The sequence below is a fragment of the Aeromicrobium sp. genome (assembly GCF_036675695.1).
Taxonomy (GTDB): Bacteria; Actinomycetota; Actinomycetes; order Propionibacteriales; family Nocardioidaceae; genus Aeromicrobium.
On sequence record NZ_JAKFEL010000267.1, the window covers coordinates 1 to 14,773 of the forward strand.

Here is a 14,773-nt window from a genome sequence, read left to right on the forward strand (position 1 = left end):
CCGTCGGCATAGATGCGGAGCTTGGGGTGCCATTCGGCGAAGTCGCCGGCGAGCTTCCATACGGTCTCAGCCGGTGCTGCGACGAAGGTCTTGCGAGTGATGCGGGGCATGCGGGTCCTCAGTTCGATGTACGTGTCCATTGAACCGGCTGGGCATTGGATTGGCCGCATCCTGAGGGTGAGGCATTGCTCACCCCGTTGTAAGCGTCACAGGATCCCGAGGTCGTGTCCGACGCGGGCAATCATCTGGTCGAAGTATGCGTCGTAGTCGCTCACCGAGCCGACCAGGTGCCCGAACAGCTCGAACGAGATCGTCCCGAAGATCGTCGTCCAGGCCATGATGGTGCGCATCGCGATCTCGGCATCCGAGAGAAGCGCGCTCTCATCGCGCGACTTCACGAAATCCATGGCCGCGGCAACTGTCGATTCCATCCCGTGAGGCGCGGCCGGGGGAGCGCTGGGGATCCGTGCGGCACCCGTACGGTGTGCGTCGATCACGGTCGCGATCAGCACGCTGATGACCCGCGTGGCCGGCCCAATGGTGTCCTGCGGTGCGGCATACCCAGGGACGGGCGAGCCATACAGTAGGGCGTAGTCGCCAGGGTGATCGATCGACCAGGATCGGATGGCTCGGCACGCGACGCTCCAGCGCCCGGAGATGTCCGCACGGTCGGTGACCGAGCGATCGGCCTCCTCAACGGACGCTCCAAGGCTGTCGTAGCCCTCGATCAGCAGTGCAGTGAGGAGCTCGTCGCGACTCGCGAAGTAGCGGTAGACCGCTGACGAGACCATTCCGACATCTCGTGCGACCGCACGCAGCGACAGCTCGCCGGGACCTTGGCTGGTGAGTCGCGCGCGTGCTGCAGCGAGGATCTCCTCGGTGATTTCCTCGCGGGCACGTTGGCGAGCCGTCTTTGCCTTCTGCTCCATCGTCTCATCCTGACCTATCGCGAGAGCACTTGCAACAAACGAGAGCGGTGCTCTTGCAAATCAGGTCCGGCCATGCAATGCTGAGAGCGAGAGCGGTGCTCTCCATAAATCTGAAGGGGAAATCATGACGGATCGTCATCTCGTGGTCGGAGCCGGACCAGTCGGCCGACACGTTGCTCAACTGCTTGCGGCGCGAGGATCGGACGTCACTGTCGCGACCCGCTCGGGCACAGACACCGGCATCACCGGTGTCGCTCATGTCACCGTCGACGCATCGGACGTCGATGCTCTCACCGCAGCGGCTGAGGGATGCTCGGTCATCTACAACTGCGCCAACCCCGCCGACTACACGACCTGGAAGGAATTCTGGCCCCCGCTTGCCGCCGCGTTCCTGGGCGCAGCAGAGCGTACGGGCGCAGTGCTGGCGATCACCGGCAATCTCTACCCGTACGGACCCGTAGAAGGGCCGATGCACGAGGGATTGCCGGACGCCGCCACCGACTACAAAGGCAAGCTCCGCGCCAAGATGTGGGCGGACGCGACGGCGCTGCACGATCAGGGACGCATTCGTGCGGTCGAGGTCCGCGGCTCCGACTACGTCGGCCTTGGCGTCGGCGACAACGGACATGTCACTCGACAGATCCCGGGAGCGCTCAAGGGCAAGCGTGCTTGGGTCATTGGTCGCAAGGACCAGCCGCACTCGTTCACCGATGTGCTCGACACCGCGCGCCTCCTGATCGCCGCCGCAGAGGATGAGTCGGCGCTCGGTCGCATCTGGTTGGTTCCGACCAACCGTCCTGTTACCCAGGAGGAGGCCATCACGCAGGTGCTTGCGAGCGTCGGCAGGCCAGCAGTCAAGGTCTCGCCGACGCCGCGCGCGGTGTTCGCAGCCGCTTCGTGGTTCGTGCCGATCGTGCGCGAGCTCAAGCAGCTGTCATACCAATGGACCGCTCCATACATCGTCGACGACTCCGCCGCGCGTACGCATTTCGGCATGGAGCCGACGCCGTGGGACGAGGTATGTCGCCGCAGTGCCGTCGTGTGATCAGGTGCCCATGAGCGAGCGCATCTCGAGCGCAACGTCCCACCCGAGCGACTCGTACATCGCCCTTCCCTGAGCCGTCGCGGCCAGGATGCCGTTTCTTGCGCCGTGGTCGAGCGCGTACGACGTGAGCATCGACATCACGCACGATCCCAACCCACGACGCTGAAAGCCCGGTGACGTCTCAACCGCGTCGAACACAGCGATGTCGCCGAGCACGCCGACGGTGCCTTCAGACGCGACCGTGTTGCCGGTCTCCAGGCGAAGGACGACGCAGCTGCCCTGAAGGTCCCAGCGTGCCGTGAATTCGGCATCGTGGGATGTTGGCGTCGGCGCAAGGGTGAGCGTCATCAAAGTCTCGTCGTCCCTGTCGACACGAACGCCCGGCGGAAGGGTGAGCTCCTCGTACGGCGAGACGTCCTTGGCGATGACCGTGAGCATGGCGCGCGGATCGCCGTCGATGTGCCGCATCAAGGAGCTGAACGCCTCGGGGCCGGGATCGCTGCAGATCAACTCGCTCTCGCGCGTACGTGACCGGGTGTGCACGAGCGGCCACCCGTCAAGCTCGGTCACCTCGATGTCACGAACGTGTGCCCACGCAGCGATCCATCGCTCGGTGAGCGCGGCAGCATCGGGCATGGGTCAAGTCTTGCGGCGATCGGGCCGTTTCGAGGTCCAGTTAGGTTGCAATTCTGTATCGCTCGTCAGGCTGCCTGAGGTGTGGATCGTCAGCCGCGGTATTTGTCGAGCGAGTCGAGGATCGCGGAAGCGTCGGAGATACGAGCCTCCTCGGCTTGGATCAGAAGCCGTTGCAATTCGTTGATCTCCCGATCCTGGTCGGCCATGAGCTGGCGCATCTCGTTGATGGCCGCGTCGCGTTCCGCGATCGCCGACATGGCGTTCCCAAACTCAATACGCGAATGGCTGGCTCGTTCCGACGCGGCCTCGAGTGCCGTCAGGGTCTCGTTGTACCGCGCCTTGACGTTGACGAGCTCCGCCTGACGGGTCTCGAGCTCCGTCTGAACGGCCTGAAGTTCCGATTGGAGCGATTGGACCTGCGCTCGAACTGTATGGAGTTCCGTTTGGAGCGTCTGGACGTCCGCTCTGGCTTCACCTTCGCGGCGCCGGGCTTCCCGGAGTGCTGCGGTGTCAGCCTCGTGGTTGGAGGCCGGCGTGGGTCGCTGATATGGCTCTGAGGTCTCGCTCTGTGCGTCAGGAACTGGCGAGGTTTCGACGACCTCGCTGCGGAGGGCGCCGACACCTTGCAAACGACGCCCTGCGGAATGCTTGATGAGGGCCTGGCAGGCGTCGTAGAACTCAGGACTGTCTGGGTCGAGTTCTTTGGCAGACGCGATCAGGGCGCGCGTAGCCGATTCCTGGCTTTGTGCGGCATCCATGCGCAAGACCTCCGAATGGGAGCTAACGACGACGGTTGGTCTCAATAGGTCAAGAGTACGTGTCGGTTGGCCTCTGTGTCGTCATTCAACGAATCCTCGCGGTCACCCGGCTTATTGGCTGCTAGGTTGCGTCGTCGGGGAACACGAAGGGGAGAACTGTGGCGGGACGTTTCGAGGGCAAGCGGGCGCTGGTGACCGGGGCCGCCGGTGGTGTCGGTGCCGCGACGGTGGAGCTGCTGGCGGGGGAGGGTGCGTCCGTTGTGGGCGTCGACCTGAACGCAACCGGTGACGTGCTGGCCTGCGATGTCAGTGACGAGGCTTCGGTTCGCGCCGCAGTTGCCTCAGCGGTCGATCGGTTGGGCGGGCTCGACATCGTGGTCAACGTCGCTGGCATCGACCAGTTCCGTAGGTTCGAGGACTTGGACGTCGCCACCTGGCAGCGCCATCTCGGCGTAAACCTGACCGGTCCAATGCTGACGAGCCACGCTGCTTTGCCTCACCTTCGCGAGAGCAAGGGCAATATCGTCACGATCGCCTCGATCGCTGGCCTACGCGCCCAGCCCTACCAAGCGGCCTACTGCGCCTCCAAGGCTGGCGTGATCCTGTTGATGAAGTCACTCGCACTTGAGCTCGCCGCTGACGGCATCCGGGTAAACACGATCTGCCCTGGCGGCATACAGACTGACCTGCCGACAAACGCCGCCGCCGAGCACGCCGACTCTCAGCTCGACTGGGATCTCCTGATGGAGACGGCCGGTGCCCGGTACGGGTTCATGCCGCCGACCGATGTCGCCGACGCGATCGCCTACCTGGCTTCGGACGCCGCGGCCTCGGTGACGGGAGCCGTGCTCTCGGTCGACCGCGGCACAGCCTGCTGAACGATCGTTGCTCGTCTGTCCCTTCAACCGTTGCCGAACTCGTGGGACAACCCGGCCTGAATCGCCGGGCCGTTGGTCCCGTACGTAACCGACCTTTGCCGGTTCTGAGCGCCCTCGCACGGTGGTCAACTGGGCGTACAGCAACCGTTCCCGCGAGAGAAGGCACGTCATGAAGGCACTTGTCGTCTATGAATCCATGTTCGGCAACACCGCGCACGTCGCCGAGGCGATTGCCTCTGGCCTACGCGAAACGATGGACGTCAACCTCTGCGCAGTCCAGGACGCGCCAACCGTCCCGGCGGAGGACATCGGCCTGATCGTGGCCGGAGGCCCGACGCATGCCTTCTCGATGAGCCGGACACAGACCAGGACCGACGCAATCTCCAAGGGTGCGTCCGAGGGAATGGTCGACTTTGGCTTGCGGGAGTGGATCGACGGCATTCCGCGCGAGCAGCATGCGTCCGCACTCGTCACGTTCGACACCCGTGTTGCCAAGGTGCGGCACTTGCCCGGATCAGCGGCCAGGAGCGCCGCCAAGGCCGGGCACAAGCATGGTTTCGAGTCGTACGCATCTCCTGAGAGCTTCTACGTCGAAGACATCAGCGGACCACTTCTCGATGGCGAGCTCGAGCGCGCCACCGCTTGGGGGCGGAAGCTCGGGACACGCGTGGCGATGCCACGATGAGTCGTCGACCAGCTCGGGGTGGCACCACCGATCGGACCAGTCACGTCGTCCTCGCCGATGGGAGCCTTGCTGAGATCAGGAAGCTCCGGCCCTCGGACCGTTCAGCCGTGACGGCACTCTTCGAGTCGTGCAGCGAGGAAAACCTCTACACGCGATTCTTCACGCTCGGCAACGGCGTTGTGGTGCACCACCTCGATCACCTCTTCGACCCAGCGACCGATACGCGCACATATCTGACCCTCAAACGCGGGCGGGTCATCGGCATCGCCGATGTGGAGCGCTGCGACGAGTCCACTAGTGAGATCGCCTTCATGGTCGCTGACGATGCGCATGGGCTCGGCGTTGCAACCCTCCTGCTCGAGCGCGCCGCGGAGGACGCACGGGCACAGGGTGTCGCATGGTTTGTAGCCGACGTACTGGCGGTGAACCACCCCATGCTTGAGGTCTTCGCAGACGCCGGCTTCAAGGTCGAACGCCACCCAGATCATGGTGATGTCGAACTGCGGATGAGCACCGACCTCGACTCATCCGCACGCACCGCGATCGCAAGTAGGCGAGCGCGCGCCCTGGCCCACGCGAAACACGGGACGTAAGTCCTTCAGTTCAAGGCGAACCGGCCCTGCAACTCAGGTGACAACCACGACACGTTGGAAGTCATCCATCGTCCACGCAGGAGTCATCATGAAAGCCGCCGTCGTCACCCAGTTTGGTCAGCCACTCGAGATCCAGGACCGTCCAATCCCTGAGCCGTCCGCAGACCAGGTGCTCGTGCGCATCGAAGCGTCCGGGCTGTGCCACACGGACATTCACGCCGCGCACGGCGACTGGCCGGTCAAGCCCACACCTCCGTTCGTCCCCGGACACGAAGGGATCGGCATCGTTGAGAAACTGGGGGAGCGCGTCACGGCGCACAAGCTCGGTGACCGAGTCGCAATTCCATGGCTCGGGTACGCATGTGGCCACTGCCGCTACTGCGTCGATGGTCGCGAGACGCTGTGTGAGAGCCAGCAGAACAGCGGCTACTCGGTTGACGGCGCCTTTGCCGAGTATGCCGTCGTCGACGCCCGGTACGCGGTGACAGTGCCTGCCGGCGTCGAACCGTTCGATGCCGCGCCGCTGAGTTGTGCAGGCGTGACGTCATACAAGTCGGTCAAGGTCGCACACGTGCAGCCCGGAGAGACAGTGGCCGTGTTCGGTGTAGGCGGCCTCGGCCACCTCGCGGTTCAGTACGCGCGCCTGGTCGGCGCGACGGTCATCGCTGTTGACATCGATGACGACAAGCTTGAACTGGCAACTGCGCTCGGAGCCGATCATGTCGTGAACGCCGCGAAGGTTGACCCGGTCGTCGCCATTCAAGACTTGGGCGGAGCGGACGTCGCGCTCGCATACGCCGTCTCACCCAGGTCATTCGAGCAGGCTTTTTCCTCCCTGAGCAGGGGTGGGCGTCTCGTCTGCGTGGCTCTTCCAGCGGAAGGGACCTTGAGCATCCCGATCTTCGACACAGTGCTGAAGGGCATTGAGATCATTGGGTCGATCGTCGGCACGCGGCAGGACCTTGCTGAGGTGTTCGAGATCCATGCGCGCGGCCGTACGCGAGTCATCGCCGAGGGTCGCAAGCTCGAGCAGGTCAACCAGGCCGTCTCCGAGCTGCTGTCAGGAGACATCCCGGCCCGGCTCGTCTTCGAGTTCTGAACAGATAGATCGGGATCTCCAGAAGGCGCAACACCGCAGCGATGCCCCGGCCCTTCAGCATCAGCGATCCGCTATTGATCCACTCAGGAGTTGTCATGAAGCCCGCACCTGAACCGTCTGTGGACCAGGATCGTGGGGAGGCATTCGACATCCATGCGTGTGCCACGACGCCTGTCATCGACGAGCGGCGGCCTGTGGTGGTCGCGATTTCCGGAGACCAACCGAACCTGTTGAGCTTCGCAGCTGAATTGGCGCAGATGTTCGATGCGCCGCTGCGCGTCATGCACACCCAGTCATTCCAGATGAGCACGGTCGAACTCTTCGCGAGCCGTGAAGCCGGGACCATCTTGTACAAGGCTGCGGCGCGCATTCTGGATGCCGCTCGGGACACGCTCGTCGCCTACCCGTCCATAGAGGTGGAGTACACGATGCGGTACGAACCCACGGTTTTCGCGATCGAGACCGAGAGTCAGGACGCAGCAATGGTGGTGCTTGGCGCTGACGATCTACGCCGACTCGAGCCACTCGCCCGCCCCGATGTAGCGCGGCGCTCAGCTCTGCACAGCGCGTGTCCGGTGGTGGTCGTACCGCCGGACATGCGCACCCCGTCCCTGGAGGAAGCCGTTGTCGCGCTGGACATCGACAACGTTGTCGATGAAGCGCTGAATTTCGCGTTGGAGGTCGCCGACCGTACCGGGGCCCGCGTGCGTGTGATTGCCGTCGTCTCGCCGGACATGGATACAGATCGGCGAACCGGATGTGAAGAGCGCCTGCAAGGGATTGTCGCCCGCTCGCGCACAGCCTTTCCACGTGTGGCGATCCGAGCACAACTGATCTCCGGCGATCCGAGCGACGTGCTTGCAGGCGAGGCGCGACGCGCTCGACTGATCGTCGTGGGCCACCCCAACCAACCCCATCGAGCTCCGCTGTTCAGCAAGCGCGTAGCTGCCTCGCTTCTGCGAACGACCCGTTGCGCCGTAGTCGTCGTTCCGGTCGCACACGAGAGTTGAGACGCCCTCGTCTGGTGAGCGCCTCCCCATCCCGGTGGACAGCGACCGCCCCGCGAACTCGGGGGTCGATCCGCGGGGCGATCAAGTGGACGGAAGCAGATTCGACTGGGCCGTGCGTGACGTCCCTCCCGGTCAACGGCTGGTCAGGCCGCTTGTCCTGTGAGCCGGTGCGATGCTCCACGTTCCATGACCAATATCGACGATTCCGGAAAGCTGCGGAAGTGACCAAGGTCCTCAGTCAGCAGGGCTTGAAAGAGCCGGTCTTGTCAGTGGAAGACGAGCGCTGGGGCGCCGGTCGTGGCGCGCCCTCCGGTGTTTCGTCGTCATCGGGCGATTGATGCCTGACTCAAGTCCAGCTCGATGTCCTGCTCGTCGAGCGCCGCAACTGTCCACGGCACGACCAGTACGGGAACAACGGAGTTTCGCAGGCAGTGCTCGACCGTTTGGCGTGTGCGGGCGCCGCGTTCGGTTGAGCCGACTACAAGGAGTTCCGCGTTGCGGGTTGCCGCCACCAATGTCGGTCCGGCGGGGCCTTGGCTCACTTCGCGAACGATCGGCGCATGATCCTTGTCATGGTGGGTCGCTTCGGCGATGACATGCTCAAGGATCTCGGTGGCTTGCTCACGGTTCTCGCAGGGCAAAGGGCTGGAGTCATCGCGGCGTCCATCGGCGGGCCAGCACGTGATTGCAAGTACCCCGGTACGGCGAAGCTCGGCCTCCTTCAGCGCGACCTGGAGCGCCGCAATGGATGCAGGTCCGCCGTCGATCCCGACGACGATCGGCATTTCGAGCATGGTCTTCTCCCGGTGGTTGGCGTCGTTGACCTCCAGCGTCCACTCACAAGGGCAGCCGATCGAGGGTCGAGCGCCACTGTTAGCGGGGACCTTGGTCCTCCGAACGGAGGTCAGGAGCCCATTGGTGCAGGAGCGTGTCCGGCGAATGCTGAGAGCACAGAACAGCCAAGGAGGAGTCATGGAATCCAACAGCAAGCCCGTTGTCGTGGGTGTGGGTGACAAACAGCCCACAGCTCTTCGTTTCGCCCTGCGTGAGGCGCATCGGCGGGCGGTTGAAGTGCGAGTCGTGCACTCAGCCGGTGTACCGATCGAACTTGCTGCCGGGCACGTGACCGCCGAGTTCGTCGACGACCTCCGTGAAGCCGGACAGAAGGTGCTCGATCACGCCAGACACTTCATCGAGCAGGAAGTCACACCGGTTCGCGTTGCGTACGAGCTCACCACCGCTCCGCCGATCGCGGCGCTGGAGGCTCAGTCGCGTGAGGCGAGCGTCGTGGTCGTCGGTGCTGACGACATCCGGTGGCCCGATCGGTTGTTCGGTGGTGCTGTTGCATCACACGTCGCACTTCACGCATCGTGCCCGGTGATCGTCGTACCTGAACGTGCGTACCCCACACCTCTGAGTGGCGGCGTAGTGATTGCCCTCGACGGTGAGACACCCGCGAGTGGCCCGCTCCAATTCGCATTCGAACAGGCTCGCGCAAACGGTCATGTTCTCCACGTCCTCCATGCCATCGAGCCAGGCACCAGTCCGACCGATTGCGAATCCATCCGCGCCAACATCGGCGTGGTGCTCGCTGGGTGGTCTCACGCATATCCAGACGTTCGCGTGCTGCAGAACTTCCCGATCGACGACGTCGAAGAGGCCTGTCGACGCGCGACCGAGTACTCCGAGCTCGTCGTGGTCGGACGCCCCCATGGTCACACCCTGCCGTTCACGATCGCGCGTCCTCTGGCGGCTGGAGTCATCAAACACGCCCATTGCCCGGTGGCAGTCGTCCCGGCTGACTATCACGTCGCCTGACGAATCTCCGCCTCGGCCGCAGATCAACCTTCGTGGTGCCGGTGGTCAACGAGGTACGCATCCATCAAGTTCGGTGATGCTTGAGGGTTGCGCAGGAATCTGGCTTCGACAACCGCCAGCAGATCGGCGACCGAGATCAGCAGGACCCGACCCGCGAGCTGGATATCCGGGTGAGACGACTGGGTCGCCACTGTCCCGAGCTCGTGGGCAACGCCGAGCGTCGCCGGGAGCGCCGTTTCCCGGCGATTCTCACGGAAGTAGTACGTCTCGGCGTAGTCGCCGAGGTCGATGCGCGCACCGACGATGTCTGCGGCGAGCCCGTGCAGCAGTGTCGAGGCGACAGCAGGCTCGAGATCGGGCAGGACCTCACGTGTGCCCGCACGTTCCAGGATGCTCAGTCGCAGGGCTAGCGCCCTCCTCCGCGAGAGAGCTGGATAGACCTGTAGGACCCATGAGACCGCCACGGTGAGCAGAGCGAACCCGAAGATGGCTTCCAGCGGGTTTGCCACCCGGAGCCAGCCGGTCGCCGGGAACACGTCGCCGAAGCCGAGCGTCGAGATTGTCACCAGTGACACGTACAGCGCATCCAGAAATGCCGGGTCCTCTGCCGCGGACGACCCTGCCGGGAACGAGAAACCTTCTGGCATGTGTGGCCAGTAGACGAGCGCCCAACCAAGGACCGCGGAGATTCCCCACATGCCGATGACCGCCAGCATCGCCAGCGGCCCCGACCAGGCGCTTCGCCGGGTCAGACGCCAAGCTGCGGTGTGCACCAGCCGACTCAGCCTGCCCTGCCTGCCGGGGTTGGCAAGGGTGTGGAAGATGTCGACCAGAACGGCCAGAACAACGACGCCACCGCCGGCCGTGACCAACCAGTCAGTCATCACATACGTCCAGTGTCGAGGTATCGCTGGTGCCAGCTGAGCGCCTCACCCAGGAGGTGGGGCGTGTGGCGGCCATGAGGATGCGCATGCCAAGCCCGGCGGGTGTAGCTCGAGAGGGCGTCCTTGAACCGCGGGTGCGCGCATTTCGAGATCACCTGCTCGGCACGAGCCCGTGGTGACTTGCCCCGCAGATCGGCCAGACCCCGTTCGGTTACGACGACATGCACGTCGTGCTCGGTGTGGTCGACGTGGCTCACCATCGGCACAATCGTTGAGATTGCCCCGCTCTTGGCCGTTGACGGCGAGAGGAAGAAGTTGAGGAATGCGTTCCGGGCAAAGTCCCCGCTCCCGCCGATGCCGTTCATGACGGAACTGCCCATGACATGTGTCGAGTTGACGTTGCCGTAGATGTCCGCCTCGATCATCCCGTTCATGGCGATGACCCCTAGCCGACGGACCAGTTCGGGGTGATTGGAAATCCCTTCGCTGCGCAGAAGTATCCGTCCCTTGTATGCCTCGATGTTGGTCATGAACCGCTTTGCTCCGAGATCCGACAGGCCCAATGACGTCGCCGAAGCGGCGCGGATCGTGCCGCTGTCGAGCAGGTCGAGCATGCCATCCTGGATCACCTCGGTGAAGGCGACGAGGTCGGTGAACTCGCTGCCGTCGAGGCCCGCCAGCACCGCGTTGGACACGTTCCCCACCCCGGACTGCAATGGCAGCAGAGACGCCGGCATGCGCCCGGCCTTCACCTCGTGACGCAGGAAGTCCAGGACATGGCCAGCGATCGCCTCCGAGGTTTCGTCGGGAAGCTTGAACGGAGAGTTGCGGTCGGGGTGGTTCGTCTCGACGACGGCCACGACCTTGCGCTTGTCGACTCTCAGGTACGGCTCACCGATACGTTGCATCGGCTCCGTGAGCTGAATCGGGTTGCGGTGCGGTGGCACGGCGGTCCCGTTGTAGATGTCGTGGAAGCCTTCGAGATCGCGGGGCTGCCAGTGGTTGACCTCGAGAATGACGCGATCAGCGCGGTCGAGCCAAGTCTTGTTGTTCCCGACCGAGCTGCTTGGCACAAGTACGCCGCCGGGCAGGATCGCGGTCACTTCGACGACGGCGACATTGAGCCTGCCGTAGAAGCCAAACCACATGTGTTGAGCAGAGTGACTGAGGTGTTCGTCGATGTACTCCACTTCCCCCGAGTTGATGAGCTTCCTCAGGGTCGGATCGGAGTTGTAGGGCAGGCGGGAAGAGATGCCGTTCACAGCGGCCAGTGAGCCGTCTGCGTCCGGGGCCGTTGACGCGCCGGTCCACAAACCGATCTGGAAGTCTTCGCCGTGATCATGAGCCCGCTTCATCCGTGCGGCAAGGGCGCCGGGAATGACCTTTGGGTAGCCGGCGCCGGTGAAACCACTGAATCCGACATGGTCGCCCGGATTGATCAGAGCGGCTGCGGCCTCGGCCGAAACGACCTTGGCGGCCAGATCTGGGCAGGAGATGCGGGTCAAGGGGTCGTCCGTTCCATGGCGTACCTCTTTCGTCGGATCTCAGTCGATGGGTCAGCTCAGCATGGCGCATATCCTCAGGCGATGGCAGCCACGAAGGTCCCGTCGTCACCGGACCGAAGTCCTGCCTGACGCTCCCCGTACGCCACAATCGTCGTTGTCTGCAGAAGGAGTGAATTGGTGAGCGGTACAAAACTGGTGATGGGTGCCAGCGGCTTCCTGGGCTCGCACGTGACCCGTCAGCTCGTCGAACGCGGCGACGAGGTCCGGGTATGGATCCGCCAGTCCAGCTCGACGCGGGGGATCGACGACCTCGAGGTCGAGCGACATCACGGCGACCTGGACGACGTCGAAGCGATGCGTACGGCGATGATCGGCGTCGACACCGTCTTCTACTGCATTGTCGACGCCCGTGCGTGGCTTCGGGATCCATCACCTCTGTTCGCCACCAACGTCGAAGGCCTGCGCAAGGTGCTGGACGTAGCGGTCGAGGTCGGCGTGCCGAAATTCGTCTTCTGCAGCACTGTCGGCGCACTCGCCATCGCAGACTCCGGGCTGGTCGACGAATCGATGCCGCACAACTGGCGGCATCTCGGTGGCGCGTACGTCGAGTCTCGGACGCAGGCAGAGGATCTCGTGCTCCGCTATCACCAGGAGCAGGGACTGCCGGCCGTCGTGCTCAACGTCTCGACGACGTACGGTCCGCGGGACCACGGCCCGACTCCGCACGGCAAGCTGGTGAAGGCTGCCGCTCGCGGCAAGGTGCCTGCGTACGTGAAGGGCGTCTCGATGGAGGTTGTCGGCATCGAGGACGCCGCGACGGCCTTCCTTCTTGCTGCCGAGCGCGGCCGGATCGGCGAGCGCTACATCATCTCCGAGCGTTTCCTGCCCATCAAGGACCTGTTCGACATTGCATCCGACGAGGGCAAGTCCAGGCCACCGAAGATCGCCATCCCGCTCCCGGCGATGAAGGTCATCGGGGTCGTGGGCGGAGGCATCTCGCGGCTGTTCCGTAGGGACTCGGTGGTGACCTCTACGAGCGTGCGCCTGATGCACATCCAGACGCCGCTGGATCACAGCAAAGCCACGCGTGAGCTTGGCTGGGAACCGACGCCCGTCGAGGACTCCATCCGTGCCGGCGCAAGATGGTTCCTGGACCGGGCCTAGTGCCAGTGTCGGTTTGACTCGTCGTCAGGTACGTCTTCGCCGGCCCTGCTGGCTAGGTAGTTGCCCAGTCGTTGATCAGGCCACTTGCGCCACACCTTGCGCTTCTTGCCCAGCACTTTCTGCTCGACGGCCTCATCGACTGCGTCGTCGGGCGGACCGATCGCTCCGTGGAGCGCAACGGATTCCGCTCGCCGATTGGCTCGGTTCACCTTCGACTTGGCCCGCGGGATGCTCTTGCGTGAGGCCTTGTCGTTCTCGCCAAAGACATTGCGGCGATCCTTCTTGAGGCTCAGCCGCTTCTTCTCCTGGGGTGTCCTACGCCGTCCCATCACCCAAGGCTAGCCCCGAAAGCAGCACGCCACGAGTCAGTCGCAGCCGGTTCCGTCGCCGTCGCGATCCAGCCGGTATGGGTCACTTCCGGTCACGGTGACTGGGTGGCCTATCTCGGGGCAGTTCATATCCGCGCGAATGGGAAGGCATGGTGAGTAGCCGGCCATGCAGTCGCTCTTGGGAGCCGTTGTCTTCGCTGGCTTCTCCACCAGCGGGACTGGAGCCGCCGTTGTCTTGCAGTCGTGCACGGAAGAATCGAGGAAAGCGGAATCGAGCTCAAGCGCAAGCTCAGGGTTCTCGTGTCGAAACTCGTCAAGGTACCGATCATCGCCAAGGCCACTCTTTGCCAGTGCCACATTGAGGGACTTGCCCTCCTTGTTGAACACCTCAGCAACCGATCGCCCGTATGTGTCGGTCGCATACACATCGGCTTCGAAACCAGATGCGATGAACTTCCGGGTGAACGCGGCGGCCTCTTTGCCGCACTTCTCGTTGGCTTCAGGCGTGTTCACGAGTCCGAGGCGATACTCCTTGCCGTCCGACGCCACCCACGAGTCGCCATCCTTTTGGTCCGTCATGAACAACAGCACGACCGGTGTGCTGGTCGGCTCCGTCGCTGGCTGCTCTGAGGCTTGCGCGGGCTCAACGGTTTCTGTCGGCTTGGGCTGGGCATCGGAGTCGGAATCCGGAGTCGTTGCATTCCCGATTGCTCCGATCCCAAGGAAGGTCACGCACGCGACGACCAACCAGACCTGCCACCGTTTCGTCCAGGGTTTGGTGACGACCTCTCCGATTCCCAGACCGGTGGATGCAGGCACGACCTGATCGACTGGCTTCTGCGCATGGATGTAGTTGCTCGCGGTGTGAGCGGTCCATGCGTGGCCGTCCCAGTAGCGCATTTCACCCTGTGCGTCGGGATACCAACCGGCGTCTGCGCTGGATCCATCGCTCATTCGGCGAGCGTGTCACGCGCGCGGTTCGAATATCGCCGAACGAGCCCATCGGCCGGCAAATGGCTCATGAGGGCTATGGGTCAATGCAGAACGCCCCAGACGTTTCAGTCTGGGGCGTTCTGTCATGTCATCGGCTCAGATGTCGTAGTAGAGCTCGAACTCGTGCGGGTGCGGGCGAAGCTGGATCGGGAGGATCTCTTCGTTCCGCTTGTAGTCGATCCACGTCTCGATCAGGTCGGGCGTGAACACGTCACCAGCAGTCAAGAACTCGTGATCCTGCTCGAGGTTGTCGAGCACCGAGTTGAGCGACGTGGGGACCATGTCGATCGCTTCGTACTCTTCCGGCGGCAGCTCGTAGATGTTCTTGTCGATCGGAGCCGGCGGCTCGATCTTGTTCTTGATGCCGTCGAGTCCGGCCAGCAGCAGCGCCGAGAAGGCGAGGTACGGGTTGGCCGACGGGTCGGGGCAACGGAACTCGATGCGCTT

At 63.8% G+C, this 14,773-nt stretch carries 15 protein-coding genes and 2 pseudogenes; 8 read left to right on the top strand and 9 right to left on the bottom strand.

Annotation, left to right across the window (positions count from 1 at the left end):
- Nucleotides 1-206: 206 nt before the first annotated feature.
- Nucleotides 207-929, bottom strand: a complete 723-nt coding sequence (locus V6M39_RS17865; protein WP_332645173.1) for a TetR/AcrR family transcriptional regulator — start codon at nucleotides 927-929, stop codon at nucleotides 207-209.
- A gap of 124 nt (nucleotides 930-1,053) precedes the next feature.
- Between V6M39_RS17865 and V6M39_RS17870 the strand changes: the two genes are divergently transcribed.
- A complete protein-coding gene (locus V6M39_RS17870) occupies nucleotides 1,054-1,974 on the top strand; it encodes an NAD-dependent epimerase/dehydratase family protein (RefSeq protein WP_332645174.1) in 921 nt (306 codons plus the stop codon).
- Here V6M39_RS17870 and V6M39_RS17875 read toward each other — a convergent pair whose 3' ends face one another.
- Both V6M39_RS17875 and V6M39_RS17880 read right to left on the bottom strand, forming a co-directional pair.
- Entirely contained in the window at nucleotides 1,975-2,610 is a 636-nt protein-coding gene (locus tag V6M39_RS17875; protein WP_332645175.1) for a GNAT family N-acetyltransferase, read from the bottom strand.
- 89 nt (nucleotides 2,611-2,699) lie between these two features.
- Nucleotides 2,700-3,368, bottom strand: a complete 669-nt coding sequence (locus V6M39_RS17880) for a hypothetical protein (RefSeq protein ID WP_332645176.1) — start codon at nucleotides 3,366-3,368, stop codon at nucleotides 2,700-2,702.
- A gap of 191 nt (nucleotides 3,369-3,559) precedes the next feature.
- Here V6M39_RS17880 and V6M39_RS17885 point away from each other — a divergent pair.
- From V6M39_RS17885 to V6M39_RS17905, 5 genes and pseudogenes are all read left to right on the top strand, one after another.
- Nucleotides 3,560-4,177, top strand: a pseudogene (locus V6M39_RS17885) (SDR family NAD(P)-dependent oxidoreductase); the annotation flags it as partial.
- 238 nt (nucleotides 4,178-4,415) lie between these two features.
- Nucleotides 4,416-4,931: a hypothetical protein gene (locus V6M39_RS17890; protein ID WP_332645178.1), complete on the top strand. Its 516-nt coding sequence runs from the start codon at nucleotides 4,416-4,418 to the stop codon at nucleotides 4,929-4,931.
- Nucleotides 4,928-5,524, top strand: a complete 597-nt coding sequence (locus V6M39_RS17895) for a GNAT family N-acetyltransferase (protein ID WP_332645179.1) — start codon at nucleotides 4,928-4,930, stop codon at nucleotides 5,522-5,524. Before V6M39_RS17890 ends, V6M39_RS17895 begins: the two co-directional genes overlap by 4 nt.
- Before the next feature lie 88 nt (nucleotides 5,525-5,612).
- Entirely contained in the window at nucleotides 5,613-6,623 is a 1,011-nt protein-coding gene (gene adhP, locus V6M39_RS17900; RefSeq protein ID WP_332645180.1) for an alcohol dehydrogenase AdhP, read from the top strand.
- Nucleotides 6,624-6,718: 95 nt separating this feature from the next.
- A complete protein-coding gene (locus V6M39_RS17905) occupies nucleotides 6,719-7,633 on the top strand; it encodes a universal stress protein (RefSeq protein WP_332645181.1) in 915 nt (304 codons plus the stop codon).
- A 323-nt stretch (nucleotides 7,634-7,956) separates the two neighbouring features.
- Here V6M39_RS17905 and V6M39_RS17910 read toward each other — a convergent pair whose 3' ends face one another.
- Entirely contained in the window at nucleotides 7,957-8,427 is a 471-nt protein-coding gene (locus V6M39_RS17910; RefSeq protein ID WP_332645182.1) for a universal stress protein, read from the bottom strand.
- 178 nt (nucleotides 8,428-8,605) lie between these two features.
- On the opposite strand from V6M39_RS17910, the gene V6M39_RS17915 reads away from it, so the two are divergent.
- Nucleotides 8,606-9,451: a universal stress protein gene (locus V6M39_RS17915; protein ID WP_332645183.1), complete on the top strand. Its 846-nt coding sequence runs from the start codon at nucleotides 8,606-8,608 to the stop codon at nucleotides 9,449-9,451.
- Between the two features lie 23 nt (nucleotides 9,452-9,474).
- On the opposite strand, the gene V6M39_RS17920 is transcribed toward V6M39_RS17915, so the two are convergent.
- The gene (locus V6M39_RS17920; RefSeq protein ID WP_332645184.1) at nucleotides 9,475-10,335 is read right to left on the bottom strand and encodes a potassium channel family protein; all 861 of its coding nucleotides are present in this window, start codon (nucleotides 10,333-10,335) and stop codon (nucleotides 9,475-9,477) included.
- A complete protein-coding gene (locus V6M39_RS17925) occupies nucleotides 10,335-11,840 on the bottom strand; it encodes an acetyl-CoA hydrolase/transferase family protein (protein ID WP_332645185.1) in 1,506 nt (501 codons plus the stop codon). The genes V6M39_RS17920 and V6M39_RS17925 overlap by 1 nt, the downstream gene beginning before the upstream one ends.
- Before the next feature lie 177 nt (nucleotides 11,841-12,017).
- Between V6M39_RS17925 and V6M39_RS17930 the strand changes: the two genes are divergently transcribed.
- Nucleotides 12,018-13,004, top strand: a complete 987-nt coding sequence (locus V6M39_RS17930) for an NAD-dependent epimerase/dehydratase family protein (protein ID WP_332645186.1) — start codon at nucleotides 12,018-12,020, stop codon at nucleotides 13,002-13,004.
- On the opposite strand, the gene V6M39_RS17935 is transcribed toward V6M39_RS17930, so the two are convergent.
- From V6M39_RS17935 to V6M39_RS17945, 3 genes and pseudogenes are all read right to left on the bottom strand, one after another.
- Nucleotides 13,001-13,333: a hypothetical protein gene (locus V6M39_RS17935; RefSeq protein WP_332645187.1), complete on the bottom strand. Its 333-nt coding sequence runs from the start codon at nucleotides 13,331-13,333 to the stop codon at nucleotides 13,001-13,003. The genes V6M39_RS17930 and V6M39_RS17935 overlap by 4 nt on opposite strands.
- Before the next feature lie 36 nt (nucleotides 13,334-13,369).
- On the bottom strand, nucleotides 13,370-14,287 hold the full coding sequence (locus tag V6M39_RS17940; protein ID WP_332645188.1) for a DUF2510 domain-containing protein: 918 nt from the start codon (nucleotides 14,285-14,287) through the stop codon (nucleotides 13,370-13,372).
- A 135-nt stretch (nucleotides 14,288-14,422) separates the two neighbouring features.
- A pseudogene (locus tag V6M39_RS17945) lies at nucleotides 14,423-14,773 on the bottom strand (type I glutamate--ammonia ligase); the annotation flags it as partial.